Origin of the sequence: Psychrobacter okhotskensis (genome assembly GCF_965638355.1) — a bacterium.
In the GTDB taxonomy this organism is placed as follows: domain Bacteria; phylum Pseudomonadota; class Gammaproteobacteria; order Pseudomonadales; family Moraxellaceae; genus Psychrobacter; species Psychrobacter okhotskensis.
On record NZ_OZ281822.1, the window covers coordinates 892,127 to 905,822 of the forward strand.

The 13,696-nt window shown below is 35.4% G+C and carries 11 protein-coding genes; all 11 read left to right on the plus strand.

The window, feature by feature from the left end; translation table 11 throughout:
- Positions 1-7 precede the first annotated feature (7 nt).
- The 11 genes from tviB (at position 8) to ACSUPM_RS03855 (ending at position 13,672) form a co-directional block, all read left to right on the plus strand.
- Positions 8-1,285 (plus strand): Vi polysaccharide biosynthesis UDP-N-acetylglucosamine C-6 dehydrogenase TviB, encoded by a 1,278-nt coding sequence (tviB, locus tag ACSUPM_RS03805; RefSeq protein ID WP_436880203.1) that lies wholly within the window; start codon positions 8-10, stop codon positions 1,283-1,285.
- Positions 1,286-1,321: 36 nt separating this feature from the next.
- On the plus strand, positions 1,322-2,353 hold the full coding sequence (locus ACSUPM_RS03810; protein WP_436880314.1) for an NAD-dependent epimerase/dehydratase family protein: 1,032 nt from the start codon (positions 1,322-1,324) through the stop codon (positions 2,351-2,353).
- 10 nt (positions 2,354-2,363) lie between these two features.
- Positions 2,364-4,163: an ABC transporter ATP-binding protein gene (locus ACSUPM_RS03815; protein WP_436880204.1), complete on the plus strand. Its 1,800-nt coding sequence runs from the start codon at positions 2,364-2,366 to the stop codon at positions 4,161-4,163.
- A 96-nt stretch (positions 4,164-4,259) separates the two neighbouring features.
- Positions 4,260-5,201 (plus strand): polysaccharide pyruvyl transferase family protein, encoded by a 942-nt coding sequence (locus tag ACSUPM_RS03820; RefSeq protein ID WP_436880205.1) that lies wholly within the window; start codon positions 4,260-4,262, stop codon positions 5,199-5,201.
- Between the two features lies 1 nt (position 5,202).
- Complete coding sequence (locus ACSUPM_RS03825; RefSeq protein ID WP_436880206.1) at positions 5,203-6,015, plus strand: glycosyltransferase family 25 protein; 813 nt, start codon at positions 5,203-5,205, stop codon at positions 6,013-6,015.
- Positions 6,016-6,143: 128 nt separating this feature from the next.
- On the plus strand, positions 6,144-7,163 hold the full coding sequence (locus ACSUPM_RS03830; RefSeq protein WP_436880207.1) for a glycosyltransferase family 2 protein: 1,020 nt from the start codon (positions 6,144-6,146) through the stop codon (positions 7,161-7,163).
- Between the two features lie 305 nt (positions 7,164-7,468).
- Complete coding sequence (locus ACSUPM_RS03835; protein ID WP_436880208.1) at positions 7,469-8,641, plus strand: glycoside hydrolase family 88 protein; 1,173 nt, start codon at positions 7,469-7,471, stop codon at positions 8,639-8,641.
- Complete coding sequence (locus ACSUPM_RS03840; RefSeq protein ID WP_436880209.1) at positions 8,638-9,777, plus strand: polysaccharide pyruvyl transferase family protein; 1,140 nt, start codon at positions 8,638-8,640, stop codon at positions 9,775-9,777. Before ACSUPM_RS03835 ends, ACSUPM_RS03840 begins: the two co-directional genes overlap by 4 nt.
- The gene (locus ACSUPM_RS03845) at positions 9,774-10,763 is read left to right on the plus strand and encodes a glycosyltransferase family 2 protein (RefSeq protein ID WP_436880210.1); all 990 of its coding nucleotides are present in this window, start codon (positions 9,774-9,776) and stop codon (positions 10,761-10,763) included. Before ACSUPM_RS03840 ends, ACSUPM_RS03845 begins: the two co-directional genes overlap by 4 nt.
- A 51-nt stretch (positions 10,764-10,814) precedes the next feature.
- The gene (locus ACSUPM_RS03850) at positions 10,815-12,578 is read left to right on the plus strand and encodes a hypothetical protein (protein WP_436880211.1); all 1,764 of its coding nucleotides are present in this window, start codon (positions 10,815-10,817) and stop codon (positions 12,576-12,578) included.
- Entirely contained in the window at positions 12,578-13,672 is a 1,095-nt protein-coding gene (locus ACSUPM_RS03855) for a glycosyltransferase family 1 protein (protein WP_436880212.1), read from the plus strand. Before ACSUPM_RS03850 ends, ACSUPM_RS03855 begins: the two co-directional genes overlap by 1 nt.
- Positions 13,673-13,696 lie beyond the last annotated feature (24 nt).

Below are 13,696 nucleotides of genomic sequence, written 5' to 3' on the forward strand. Positions count from 1 at the left end.
AGGAAAGATGATGGACATCAATAATATAAGAATCGCAGTGATTGGTTTAGGGTATGTAGGATTGCCTCTAGCGGTTGAGTTTGGCAAGCAGCATTCAGTTGTCGGCTTTGATATTAATAACAGCCGTATTACTGCGCTAACAGCAGGCACCGATCACACTTTAGAGGTTAGTGCTGAAGAATTAGCTCAAGCAACGCATCTGAGCTATAGCTCAGACATTCAAGCGCTGACAGACTGTAATTTCTTTATCGTAACAGTACCCACACCCATCGATGACTTTAAGCAGCCTGATTTGACACCATTGATCAATGCCTCAAAGGCGATTGGTACATTACTAAAAAAAGACGACATCGTCGTTTATGAGTCGACAGTCTATCCTGGCGCGACCGAAGAAGTCTGTATCCCAGTATTAGAAAAAGTATCTGGATTAATCTTCAACCAAGACTTCTATGCGGGCTACAGTCCTGAGCGTATCAATCCGGGTGATAAAGAACATCGCGTGACCAATATTTTAAAGGTCACGGCAGGCTCTACCCCTGAAGTCGCTAGCTTCGTCGATGAGGTGTATAACTTAATCATCACCGCCGGCACCCATAAAGCACCAAGCATTAAAGTCGCAGAAGCGGCAAAAGTAATCGAGAATACCCAACGAGATGTCAATATTGCCTTGATTAATGAATTAGCAGTTATTTTCAATAAAATGAATATAGATACCGAAGCGGTACTTACAGCCGCAGGTACTAAGTGGAACTTTTTACCGTTCCGTCCGGGTTTAGTCGGTGGTCATTGTATCGGTGTCGATCCTTATTACTTAACTCATAAGGCACAGGCTATCGGCTACAACCCTGAGATTATATTAGCGGGTCGACGTTTAAATGACAGTATGGGTGAGTATGTCGTCACCCAATTGGTCAAGACCATGATTAAAAAGCGCATTCAAGTTGAGGGAGCCAAGGTTTTAATCTTGGGATTAAGTTTCAAAGAAAACTGCCCCGACGTACGCAATACCAAAGTCATCGATATCGTTCATGAGCTACAGGAATATAACATCGAGGTCGATGTTTATGATCCTTGGATAGATGCGAATGAGGCTCAGCGAGAATACGATATCACGCCTATCTCTCAACCATCATCACATCAATACGACGGTATTATTTTAGCAGTTGCTCATCAGCAGTTTGTAGAGATGGGTATAGAGAGCATTAGAGCGTTTGGTAAAGATAATCATGTTCTCTACGATCTAAAGTATATTTTTACTAAAGATGAAACTGACATTCGCCTTTAAATCTGCAAAACAATACGGAAAGTAATCGTTATGACAGTGACCTCCTATCAACAAGTGACAGATATATTAGTCAATGAACCAAAGACCTGGCTCATCACAGGGGTCGCAGGATTCATCGGCTCAAATTTACTTGAAACCCTACTATTACTTAATCAAAAAGTCGTGGGTTTAGATAACTTCGCCACGGGTTTTCAGCATAATTTAGATGAAGTTCAATCGCTGGTCACTGCCGAGCAATGGCAGTGCTTTACCTTTATAGAAGGCGATATACGCAATTTAGCAGACTGTCAGGCAGCATGTACAGGCGTAGATTATGTATTACACCAAGCGGCATTAGGCTCAGTGCCGCGCTCTATTGCTGACCCTATTAATACCAATGATACGAATATCTCAGGCTACTTGAATATGCTCGTAGCAGCTCGTGATGCTAAGGTAGCTAGCTTCACTTATGCAGCGAGTAGCTCAACGTATGGCGATCATCCAGCATTACCAAAAGTCGAAGATGCTATCGGCAAGCCTTTATCACCCTATGCGGTGACCAAGTATGTCAATGAGCTGTATGCTGAGGTATTCGCTCGCACTTACGGTTTCAATACCATTGGCCTACGCTATTTTAATATCTTTGGTAAACGCCAAACCCCTGATGGTGCTTACGCAGCGGTGATTCCTAAATGGACAGCTGCTATGATCGCAGGGGATGAGGTATTCATCAATGGTGATGGCGATACCAGCCGTGATTTTAACTTTATTGAAAATGCAGTACAAGCTAATATTCTAGCAGCGACTGCTAATGAAGATGCCAAAAACCAAGTCTATAATGTAGCAGTGGGTGGTCGTACTACGCTTAATATGCTGTTTTCAGCACTCAAAGAGCATTTGGGTGCTAATGGCGTTAGCTACACTCAAGCAGCAGTCTATCGAGATTTTAGAGCAGGGGATGTGCGTCATAGTCAGGCTGATATTACCAAAATACAAAATGGGTTAGGCTATGCGCCACAGTTCGATATTATTCAAGGTATTGAGAAAGCGATGCCTTGGTATGTCACATCACTCAAAAATAAACTGTAGTTGAAACTTTATGTTAAGCGTAATAAAAGAGCTATTTTCTCTAATTTCTGACAAGCAACGTAAGCATTTTTACATATTACAGTTTTTAGTCATCCTTATGGCTTTTACGGAGCTATTAGGGATTGCATCTATTGCTCCCTTTATGGCATTAGTAGGTGATATGAGCTTACTGCAACAGGAAGGTATTTATTCCAAGCTCTATCAGCTTTCAGGAATAGGTAATCCTGTCGACTTTTTGTTTTTTGCAGGTTGTGTAGTACTTTTAATGCTTACATTATCTACTATAGTATCTATGCTCACTACTTGGCGTTTAGCGGTATATGGAGCAAGTGTAGGTACAGAGTTAGCGGACCGACTATACTCTTACTACATGCAGCAGTCTTGGTTATTTCATGCTAGTGGTAGTAGCGCTCAGCTTACCAAGCAAGTCTCTACCGAGGCTAATAGAATCAGTGGAGGTATTATTCAACCTCTAATGAGTCTTAATGCCAAGTTAGTATTAGCCTTATTTATCTCAATAAGTATCTTTATTTACAACCCTATTATTGCTCTAGTAGGCATATCCGCATTTGTTTTATCTTACATGCTTATGTACAAGCTCGTGCGTAAGTCTCTGATAGTCAATGGTCATAGATTATCAGCGGTTTCTACGCAAAGATTTAGATTAATGAATGAAGGCTTTGGTGGTATTAAGGATGTTTTACTACTGGACCGTAAATATGACTTTATAGATAGATTTACAGAGCAGGGTGGACTACAAGCTCACGCACAGGGAACTAATAATACTATTAGCTTAGTGCCTAGGTTCTTTGTTGAGTTACTAGCTTTCGGAGCTATGATTAGCTTAGTGCTCGTTTTAATAAAAAGTTATGATGGAAACTTAGGGCAAGTACTTCCGGTATTAGCTATTTATGCTTTGGCTTGTTTTAAGCTATTACCAGCTTTACAACAAATCTACTCTAGTATCACACAGATCAAAGGAAACTCCGCAGCTTTTGAAGCTGTCAAAGAGGATTTACAGCAGTCAAAACTAACTGCAAATGAGCTGAATAAAAAAATAGCATTTCCAAAGCTAAAATTTGAGCAGCAAATTAAACTCAACGATATCAGTTTTGCTTATCCCAACAAAGAGAATTACGCTCTCAATAATGTCAGCATCTCTATTCCTATTAACCATGTAATAGGCATCGTGGGATCTTCTGGCTCGGGGAAGTCTACTTTAATCGATATTATCCTAGGCCTAATACCACTTCAATCTGGTCATATATATATTGATGATACGCTTATTACCAAAGATAATGTTCGAGGCTGGCAAAATAATGTAGGGTTTGTACCGCAAAGTATATTCTTAAGTGAAGGTAGTATTGCTGAAAATATCGCTTTTGGCATACCCGCTGATGAGATCGACTATAATCAAGTGCTAAAAGCTATCGATTTAGCACATCTAACTGAATTGGTCGAAGAATTGCCTAAAGGAGTTCATACCAAAGTAGGTGAGCGTGGAGTACAGCTTTCTGGTGGTCAACGTCAACGTATAGGTATTGCGCGAGCATTATATAATGAAGCCGATGTTCTAGTATTTGATGAGGCCACTAGTGCGCTAGACGGAATTACCGAAAAAATTATTATGGATGCTATTCATGAATTCAGTGGTCAAAAAACCATCGTTATGATTGCTCATCGTCTAAAAACCGTACAAAAATGCGATACTATTTATCTAATGGAAAGAGGTAGAGTTATTGATCAAGGTAGCTATAAATCTCTTGTAGAAAAAAACTTGAAATTTAAAGAAATGGCCGATCACTCGTAATAAAACGGCTAAACATAGTTAGTTCATCTATATAATTATAACTATTTTGATTTATTAGAATAACAATACTCATTTGGAGATAACGATTTGATAAATATGTATGACTTAAAGGCAAAATTATTAAAAATATTAGATTTTATTGAAGATAAGGAAGACATTATCTTTTTAGACTACCCTCTTTATCATAATGTAGGTGACCTATTAATTATATTAGGAACTTTTAGTTTCTTCAAAAATAACAGAGTTAAACCAAGATCGTATTTTAGTACTCTTAATACTAATATAGATCAGCTGAAAAAGGACATCACCAAAAAAACGACAATAATATGTCAGGGTGGAGGTAATTTTGGTGATTTATATCCTGCACATCAAAACCTAAGAGAACAACTTATAAAATCGTTCCCTCACAATAAAATAATTATTTTGCCACAAACTGCTTATTATGAGAATATTGAAAATCAGAAAAAATCAGAAAAAATTTTTCGGGCTCATAATAATGTAATTATGTTCGCTCGAGATAAAGCTACTTATAATATTTTCAAAGATTTTTCGAGTCATAGCTATTTGATGCCAGATATGGCACATGAGCTCTATAGTGAGCTACCTAAATCTAAAAAGAACAAATCTATTTTATACTTTCTTCGTAATGATGTTGAAAAGAATCCTATACAATCAGCATTAAAAGAAAGAATAGAGGTTTATGATTGTGTTGACTGGAGCGATTTACTAACTAAAAAAGATCATAGAGTAGCATATGCGATTCATAGGATGGTTAGATTAAATAAAAAACTGAAATCTAGTAAAATAGATAGAGCAATATTTAAATTATGGAGTATCCACTCACAGCTTTTGGCCTCTAAAATGTCAAAGAAATTTTCGAGTTATGAGAAAATAGTGACCTCACGTTTACATGGACACATTCTATCCTGCTTAGTTGATGTACCTTCTTCGATTATAGATAATAGTTATGGTAAGAATACGTCATATTATGACTTGTGGACAAAAGATTTGGAAATAACATCTATTTGGGAAGAATGATATGCTACATATTTACATAGTTTCATTAAAGCAAGATATTGAGAAGAGAGAAGTTATCAGTAAAACTTTAGAAGATTTCGGTCTTGAATTTAGTTTTATTGACGCTGTTTACGGAAAAGCTCTATCAGAAAGCGACTTAAACCTATATAGAAATAAAAGCACAGGAAAGATTATTAGTAGAGGGTTCTCGGCAACACCGGGTGAAATTGGATGTACTTTGAGTCATCTAAAAGCCTATCAAGAGATAATTGACAGAAAATTAAAATGGGCCTGTATATTAGAGGATGATGCTATTCTAGATGAAAGATTTAAAACATTTATTGATAGTTTTCAAAGTGCAGCACTAAACCCAAAAGATCTTTATATACTCGGAGGTCAAAATGGTTTGGACGAACGTCAAATAATTGAAAGTATTAAAAATACTAAATTAGTAGGATCTCAAAATTTTAGCAAAACTATTAGAAGTGAGCAATTTATTTATAGGACATGTTGTTATTTAATAAGCTCAAGTCTAGCAAAGGAAATTTTAAGAATATCTAAAAATGAATTTATACTTGCTGATGACTGGAATTATTTAGTAAAAAATAAAAATATTAATAATATATATATATCGAAATTTGTTGATCATCCTAAAGATTTATCTTTGAGTATTCTACAAAAAGAAAGAGAGAAAGCAGTCTTGTCTAGAACCTCAAACCCTAGTAGTCAAAAGAAAAGAATCTTAACTACTACCAGAAATTTTTTACAACCTCGTTTAAGGTTGTTAGCATTGAAAAGCTATAGGTTTATAGAAAAAAAACATAAAAGTGAATGAATTTCATAAGGCTTTTGCCTGCTATTATTTTAGTAATCTTTATTACATGTTAGATTTTATAGTTTTGTTATTAGGATAGTATTTTTTAGGTTATATAACTCAATTGTGTTTAGAAGGATTAAGACTTTATGTTAGAACCTGATATTACTATTATAGTCCCAGTTTATAACGGGGAAATTTATTTATCTCGTTGCATAGAAAGCATAGTAAAAGCAGCCAATAACCAAAAGATTGAATTAATCTTAGTTGATGACGGTTCTACTGATAAATCTTTAGAAATTTCTAAAAAATATAGTAATAAATTCTCATGGATTAAAACGATTCAACAAGATAATCAAGGACCATCTTCAGCTCGTAATACTGGTCTGGACTTTGCTCAAGGTGAGTATATAAGCTTTGTAGATTGTGATGACTGCATTTCTGAAAATTATTTCTCAGACCTACTTAATGCATGTATTGATAAACCAGATATTGTGGTGTTTGGTTATGAAAGAATACTTTTAAATAACAATAGGCAAACTCACAGCCCAGAAAAAAAATCACATAGTGAAGATTTAGAAATACTACTCTGTAATGTGAACACTGATCGTGAGTTATTTTGGTTGCCTTCAACAAAGCTGTTTAAAGCAACCTTGATTTCAAACATCCGTTTCGATGAAAATATGAGACTTGGTGAGGATACAATCTTTAACTTACAAGCCGTTCTAAACTCCAGAAAAATATTAAGAATTGACTCTGTTCTTTATTTCCATTATGAAGTTAATGGCTCTCTTTCAAGTAACAGCTATAAAAGAAACCTTCTGGGAAATATGGAAACCCACTTTTCCTCAAGGGTAAGTTTTAATAAAAAAACAACACGTGGACTCGATGACAAAACATGGGAAGATATATATGATTATTATATCTTCCATATCTTGCCATGGATGTTATCTAATTCTAGACATTTAAATAAAAGTGAGCAGTTGAAAGAATTAAAAAAAATAAGAAATTCAGAGTTTGTGACTCAGTGCTATGCTCAAAGTTCTAAAGTTGGTAAACGTCCACGAATGGCGTTAATGCAGGTTTTGTTTAGAACAAAACAATTTCGTCTTTTACAGCGTTATCTTACTGGTATAGATAGTAAAAAAAATAAACCGAAAAAGGGGTAAGTTGTGAGAATATTGAGGAAGACTTTTAGGTTATTACCTTTATCATTCAAGGTTCGGCTGTTCCGCCTGCAGTTGCAGCGATGCCTGCGTTAAAGATGCAGGGAACTTTGCTCATTTATGAGTTTATAATTACGTTTGGCCGTATCAGTGTACTCTATATTGGTTATTCGAAAGATAGCGATATTGTTGCGATTGCTTGTTTTTCAATAATTAATACTATTGGTTATGCCAGTCTTTTATTGTTTGTCCTTTTGAAGGTGATCAATAGAAAAAGCTAATCTCAATTTATAATTTTTGGATCAACTATGTTTTGGCTCTTTGTTATTACACTGATTATTACATTTATCTTAAGTCTAGTATTTTTTTATTTATTGCTGCTCAAGAACAGAGGTAAGCCTGTAGATACAGGAAATTATTCCACTGTTGCGGTCGCTAGTAAAAAAATCGTGAATGCTAGTCTTAAAATGCTTATGAATAAGCGTACTATCATGTCTTTTAACGACGAAGATAGCTTATATGTAAAACTTGCTAGACTGAAAGCTTGGTTGAAAAGAGATAATCGGCAGAAGAACTACGCTTATTTTAATTTTCCACTAGCTTTTCTTCTTTTAGGGCTTTTAGACACATACGAAATCTCAGGTGAAGCCAAGCTTTTAAATAAAATAGAAGAAAAGTGTAAAGAGCTGATCTCAGACAATGGCGAGTTAGTTTTTACTTTTGATAAAGTAGATCAAGCTATGTTTGGATTAGTATTTTTACGTCTTTATACGATTACAGAAGCTAAGAAGTATCTTAAAGCTTCTGATGAGATCTATAAGAATGTTCTTTCTTACGTTGGCGATGATGATATCGTACGTTATCGTAAAGGAGTAAATGTCGCGTTTATAGATACAATAGGCTTGGTATGTCCGTTTTTGATTATGTATTCAGATATTAATGACTGTGAGCAGGCTTTAGTTCTAGCAGAAAAGCAGATAGAGAATGTAATGAATATTGGGCTTGAGAAAAACGGTATTCTTCCATTTCATGCGATAGATCTTAATCTTAATGCTCCACTTGGTTCAATAAATTGGGGTAGAGGAATCGGTTGGTGGGTTCTTGGGCTAGCACCTTTAGCAGCAAGGTCAACTAAAGATGAACCCAACAAATACCTGCTGACACTACAAAAAGTAATGGATTTTTTAGAGCGCGCTCGTTTAGATAATGAGTATTGGCCACAGTTTATTGGTCATACCAATGACAATACGATTGATTCTTCGGCGACCTTGATGTTTCTTTTAGCGACCCAGAAAGCAGGAATTAGGCATATAGAGTCACAAGAGTTTCTTTCAGTGATCGGACACTGCGTAGACTCCTCAGGTAGGGTGTTAAAAGCTTCTGGGGATACTATATACATCAATAAATATTCGAGAGTTAAAGGGGCCTCTGAGTTAACGCAAGGCCTAATGCTGTCATTAATATCAGAGGTAAGCTTATGAAAGTCGGAATACTAACTCTACCGCTTTGGCATAATTACGGTGGTATATTACAGGCCTACGCATTGAGACTAGCCGTTGAAGAGTTAGGTCATGAAGCGATATTTATCGATGTAAAAAGAGATACAGCTAGTTTGAAAAAAAGAGGAATAAGCGAAGCTAAACGTTGGATGAAAACTAAGTTTTTACCTACGTTAGATAGGCCTTACTACCCTAATAAGAAAGAAGTCGAAGATATATCCTTTACTACCAGGAAATTTGTTGAAGAGAAAATCAAGCCTTCTAGTGGTCATATAGTACTTTCTGCTATCCCTAAATTCGCAAAACGTCTAGATGCTATTATAGTAGGTAGTGACCAAGTATGGAGGCCAGAATACTGTCCTGATTTAGAGCTTTATTTTTTAGGCTTTGCAAAGAAGCGCTTAAAAAAAATTAGCTATGCAGCTTCGTTAGGCACTGATGATTGGCGATTTAATACTAAAGAAACAGCGCGTTGTGGTAGTCTTTTGCACCAATTCCAAGCTGTCTCCGTTAGAGAGGAAAGTGCTATTGGTTTAATAAGACAGAATATGGACGTTGAAGCTGTTCAGTCATGCGACCCTACTTTGCTTTTCAACGCTCAGGACTATCTAAATGTCGCAGATATACAGCCGACAGCTCCGCCAGGTGGGCGAGGTGTCTTTTGCTATATCCTAGATCCCAAAGAACCACGTATGCAAGGCCTCCCAAAAATTGCTTCAAAGCTCAACTATGAGCTGTTTTTTATCATGCCTAAAGTATTTGATAAAGACTACTCTAAATCATCTGATGAGTATGTTTTTCCTGCTGTCGAAGACTGGATAAAAGCGTTACAAGAAAGCGATTTTATTATAACAGACTCGTTTCATGGCTGTGTTTTTTCAATAATATTCAATAAGCCATTTATAGCTATTGCTAACACGGTTAGGGGGCGCACCCGTTTTGAATCTCTCTTTAAGTTATTTGGTTTAGACGATAGACTCTTTGATAGCGTTGCAGATATTGACCCAGAGGTTCTCAATAAGCCTTTAGACTGGAAAAAAATAAATGAAATCCGAGAAAATGAAAAGAAGAAAGGTTTTCAGTTTTTAATGAATTCACTTGATATAGGCCCAAAATGATTAACTGCCCTAAAGTTTCAGTTATAATTCCAGTCTTTAATGGAGAACAGTTCCTAGATAGATGTCTGTCAAGCATAACGAATCAATCGTATAAAAATATTGAAATTATTGTCATAGATGATGGTTCAACTGATGACACTAAAACTATATGTAAGAATTACTCACATAACGATCATAGAATAAAAGCTATACATAAAGATAACGAGGGAGTTTCTGCTGCTCGTAACATAGGTTTAGATATAGCAACAGGAGATTATATATATTTTGCAGATGCTGATGATTATGTATTGCAGGATAGTATTAAAGATTTAATGAATAAAGCGAGAGATAGTTTTGCAGATATTATAGTTGCAGAATACTATGTGGCTAACGCCTCAAAAAAGACTAAAGTTACTCCCATTGCTACACAGAGTTCGAATGATTTTCTATGTTCCATATTATCTGGAAAGAACCACAGTGGCCTTTGGAATAAGTTATTCAAACGCAATCTATTTTCTGGAATTCGATTCCCTAAAAATATAGTCTTTTTAGAAGATAAAGTTGCTTTAACTATGATAATGCTGAAATATAAACCAAGTGTTAGTTTTTTGGATTCAGCAGTTTATACCTACTGGCAACATCAAGAATCTGTAACAAACTCTAGTAATGAAAAGGTTCTAGATATTTTTAAGGCAAATATATATATTGCTAATTTTCTAAATGAAAATACAAATAACTATGAAATAAGAAGCTCTTTTTCAAATACTGCATATGAAAGTATATACTTTGTTCTCCGCAACGTTGGTATTGATTATCTAGATGAGGCTGTTGTTAAGTCTTTAGATTTTCAGTCTGAGCTTAAAACACGTGGATTCTTATATCCGAATACGAAAAAAGGCAAGCTAGTTCGTGCTTTAAGTAATATCCCCTTACCATTAGCAATATTTTCAGTTAGAAAGATTAGGTATTTACCTCAATTTTATTTAAAGGTAAGAAACAATCTTTAATGACATATAAGTTAGATGGTTTTCAATAAAAAACATGGAAGTAATTTTAATATGGCTCAATATATTTTTGTTAAGACTCGCCATAAGGCTAATGCCCAGCGGGTGCTTAAGGATCTTAATGATGTAGTATCTTTACTAACGCCAGAGTCTATCAGAAATGATAGCCAAAATACCGCTAAGCAGTGGTCTGAACAGTATAACTCATATTACGCTATTCAGAATAGTGATGGTGTAACTGAACCTACAGACAAAACCTTAGTCATAGGTTGGATACAACAACAAGAAAACAATATTTTAGAATCGATTAGCACTGAGGCTGATGGCTCGTATGCTGTAATACATGTCTTGGGACAAGAAGTTTCTTTTTTTTCAGATCAGTTTGGTTCTCGGACATTATGGTACTATCATGACCAAGATAGCCTGATAATCTCTACATCTCAGCGTGCCATAGTAGCTTTAAAAAAATCGTTTATACTCAATGAAGAAGCCGTTGCATGGTATCTTTCTTCAGGCTGTCAAGGGCCATTTCTATCTTGGGATCAAGAAATCAAGCAAGTATTACCTAACTTGGAATATAAGCTAAGTACTGAGTGGGGCTTGGAATTGGTTCAGAAACCTAATATGCAGCTGCCAGTATCAGGAAGTACAAAATTTAGAGATTATCTTAACCTTTATCAGAAACAAGTTACTCAATCACTAAAACAAGTAGTTAATGAATACCCTAAAGGCCAAGTTTTAATGCCAATATCTGGTGGATTAGACAGTCGTCTATTGCTTGCTCTTAGCAAAAAAGCAAATATCATTGATAGTTTAAAGCTTATAAACTGGGGTGTGCTGAAACCAAAAGATATTTTTGATGATAAAAAAGCTGCACATAGTGTGGCTAATTTTTATGATAAAAGCTTGTTAGATATCTCTTTGCCTACTGAGCTTAATGATTACGATAAGATGCTTAGAATATTTGTAGCGTTAAGTGAAGGACGCATAGATCACTTTAATGCATTTGCAGATAGTTTTGATATGTGGAATAGTGTTTTTCAACAAGGTTACCGAATGATTGTCAGAGGTGATATCCCCTTTCCTGCAGGGCTATGCATTAATAAATCTCAAATTAGAGAAATAATAGGTCTTGAGATGTTTACTGACTATTCAAATATTAGTAGTTTTGATGTGCAATATTACTCTGATAAACAACATAGCTATGCCATTGAGCGCTCTGAAGACGAGTCTTTAATAAAGTGGAGAGATGAAAATTTTACAAAAATCCGTGTGCCTACTGTACTTGCAGCTTTTTCTAATCAAATAAGCGGCTTCACAGAAAATCGAACTCCTATGTTTAATTGGTCTTTATATAAATTATATGTTGGTTTACCTGATAAAGATAAAAGCAATAAATATCATATTTATAAACTTTGGAAAAAGTATGACTGTAGCGGTATATCTTCTAAAGCTACTAGCTCATTAAACTCTATGAATTCGTATTTCGAGAATACTCAAGGACAAGAGTACCTGTTGAAAAATTTAAATACTGTTAAGAAGAAAGCAGTTCTTCATGAGGGGTTAGTGCAGTCTATTTATGATAGCCTTTTACTATTATCTCAAGAAAAGAGCTTGCCAAAATCAAAGTCTATTGAGTTGACTTCCAAAATTAAAGTATTGTTATCTAATTATTTGCCAGCTTTCACAAAAGCTTATCTAAAATCTAAAAGTCCCAAGAACCTCTCAGTCACCACTCTTGCATATCGTATTGTTTTGATAGACAGAATTGTTTCATTGTATGAATCCGATGCTAACAGTATTGAAGGGAATGTTTAATGGCTCCAAAACGAGTTTTACATGTAGTAGGAAGAATGGATAGAGCAGGCGCTGAAACTATGCTGATGAATCTCTATCGTCATATAGATCGTAGTCAGATCCAGTTTGATTTCGTTACATTCACTGATGAAGAGGGTGATTATGACGCTGAGATCGTTGAGCTAGGCGGCAAAATAATACCTATACTGGCTAACAATCCTATTAAACGTATGCTAAAACTCAGACAGTTTTTAGTCCAACACTCTGAATATCAGATTGTTCATGCACATATGCTATTAAGTAATGCTTTTCATCTTCTGGCTGCTAAGGGTGCTGGTGTAAAGAATCGCATATCGCATTCACATAATACTAGTAATAGTCAAGCTAGCTTTGCTAAGAAGCTATATGAACAGTGGGCATCAATTACCAATCGCAAAGTAGCTACTTATAAAATTGCATGCGGTGAATTGGCTGCCAAGTATCTATTTGGGACTAAAGAAAATGTGTGGCTATTATCAAACGCTGTTGATGTACGAAAAATAATAGAAGTCGCTGATAAGTCAAGAAACTATATTAGTCAAAAGTTTGATGATAATGGTCTAAAAATTATTCAGGTTGGCCGACTGAATGAAGTAAAAAATCATAATTTTTCTTTAGAAATTGCGGAAGAACTGAAAAATCGTGAGGTAGAATTTACCTTATATATTATTGGTCAGGGTCCATTAGAAGATAAATTAAAGCAACAAGTAAAAGATAAAATATTAGTAGACAATATTAAATTCTTAGGTATACGTACAGATATTACAGAGTTGATGGCTAGCGCAGATTATATGATAATGCCATCATTACATGAAGGTTTTCCTGTCGTATTGGTTGAGAGCCAGGCAACTGGTTTAAACGCTATTGTATCGGATCAAGTTTCATCAGAGGTTGATTTGGGACTGGGTTTGGTTGACTTTTTATCTTTAGAGTCGGTTGATATTTGGGTGGATTATTTATTGAAATCAAGAAAAATAAAACCTATTGAACAACAAGTATCAAATGCTTTAAAGCGACATGGTTTTGATGCTGCAACTAATGCACAGGAACTAACTCAAAAGTATTTAAGTCTATAATACAGTTGATTTTTGCGCCTATTT

Coding starts and splice junctions, on each gene's coding strand:
- tviB (WP_436880203.1), top strand. CDS start 8: ATGATGGACATCAATAATATAAGAATCGCAGTGATTGGTTTAGGGTAT.
- ACSUPM_RS03815 (WP_436880204.1), top strand. CDS start 2,364: ATGTTAAGCGTAATAAAAGAGCTATTTTCTCTAATTTCTGACAAGCAA.
- ACSUPM_RS03820 (WP_436880205.1), top strand. CDS start 4,260: ATGTATGACTTAAAGGCAAAATTATTAAAAATATTAGATTTTATTGAA.
- ACSUPM_RS03825 (WP_436880206.1), top strand. CDS start 5,203: ATGCTACATATTTACATAGTTTCATTAAAGCAAGATATTGAGAAGAGA.
- ACSUPM_RS03830 (WP_436880207.1), top strand. CDS start 6,144: ATGTTAGAACCTGATATTACTATTATAGTCCCAGTTTATAACGGGGAA.
- ACSUPM_RS03835 (WP_436880208.1), top strand. CDS start 7,469: ATGTTTTGGCTCTTTGTTATTACACTGATTATTACATTTATCTTAAGT.
- ACSUPM_RS03840 (WP_436880209.1), top strand. CDS start 8,638: ATGAAAGTCGGAATACTAACTCTACCGCTTTGGCATAATTACGGTGGT.
- ACSUPM_RS03845 (WP_436880210.1), top strand. CDS start 9,774: ATGATTAACTGCCCTAAAGTTTCAGTTATAATTCCAGTCTTTAATGGA.
- ACSUPM_RS03850 (WP_436880211.1), top strand. CDS start 10,815: ATGGCTCAATATATTTTTGTTAAGACTCGCCATAAGGCTAATGCCCAG.
- ACSUPM_RS03855 (WP_436880212.1), top strand. CDS start 12,578: ATGGCTCCAAAACGAGTTTTACATGTAGTAGGAAGAATGGATAGAGCA.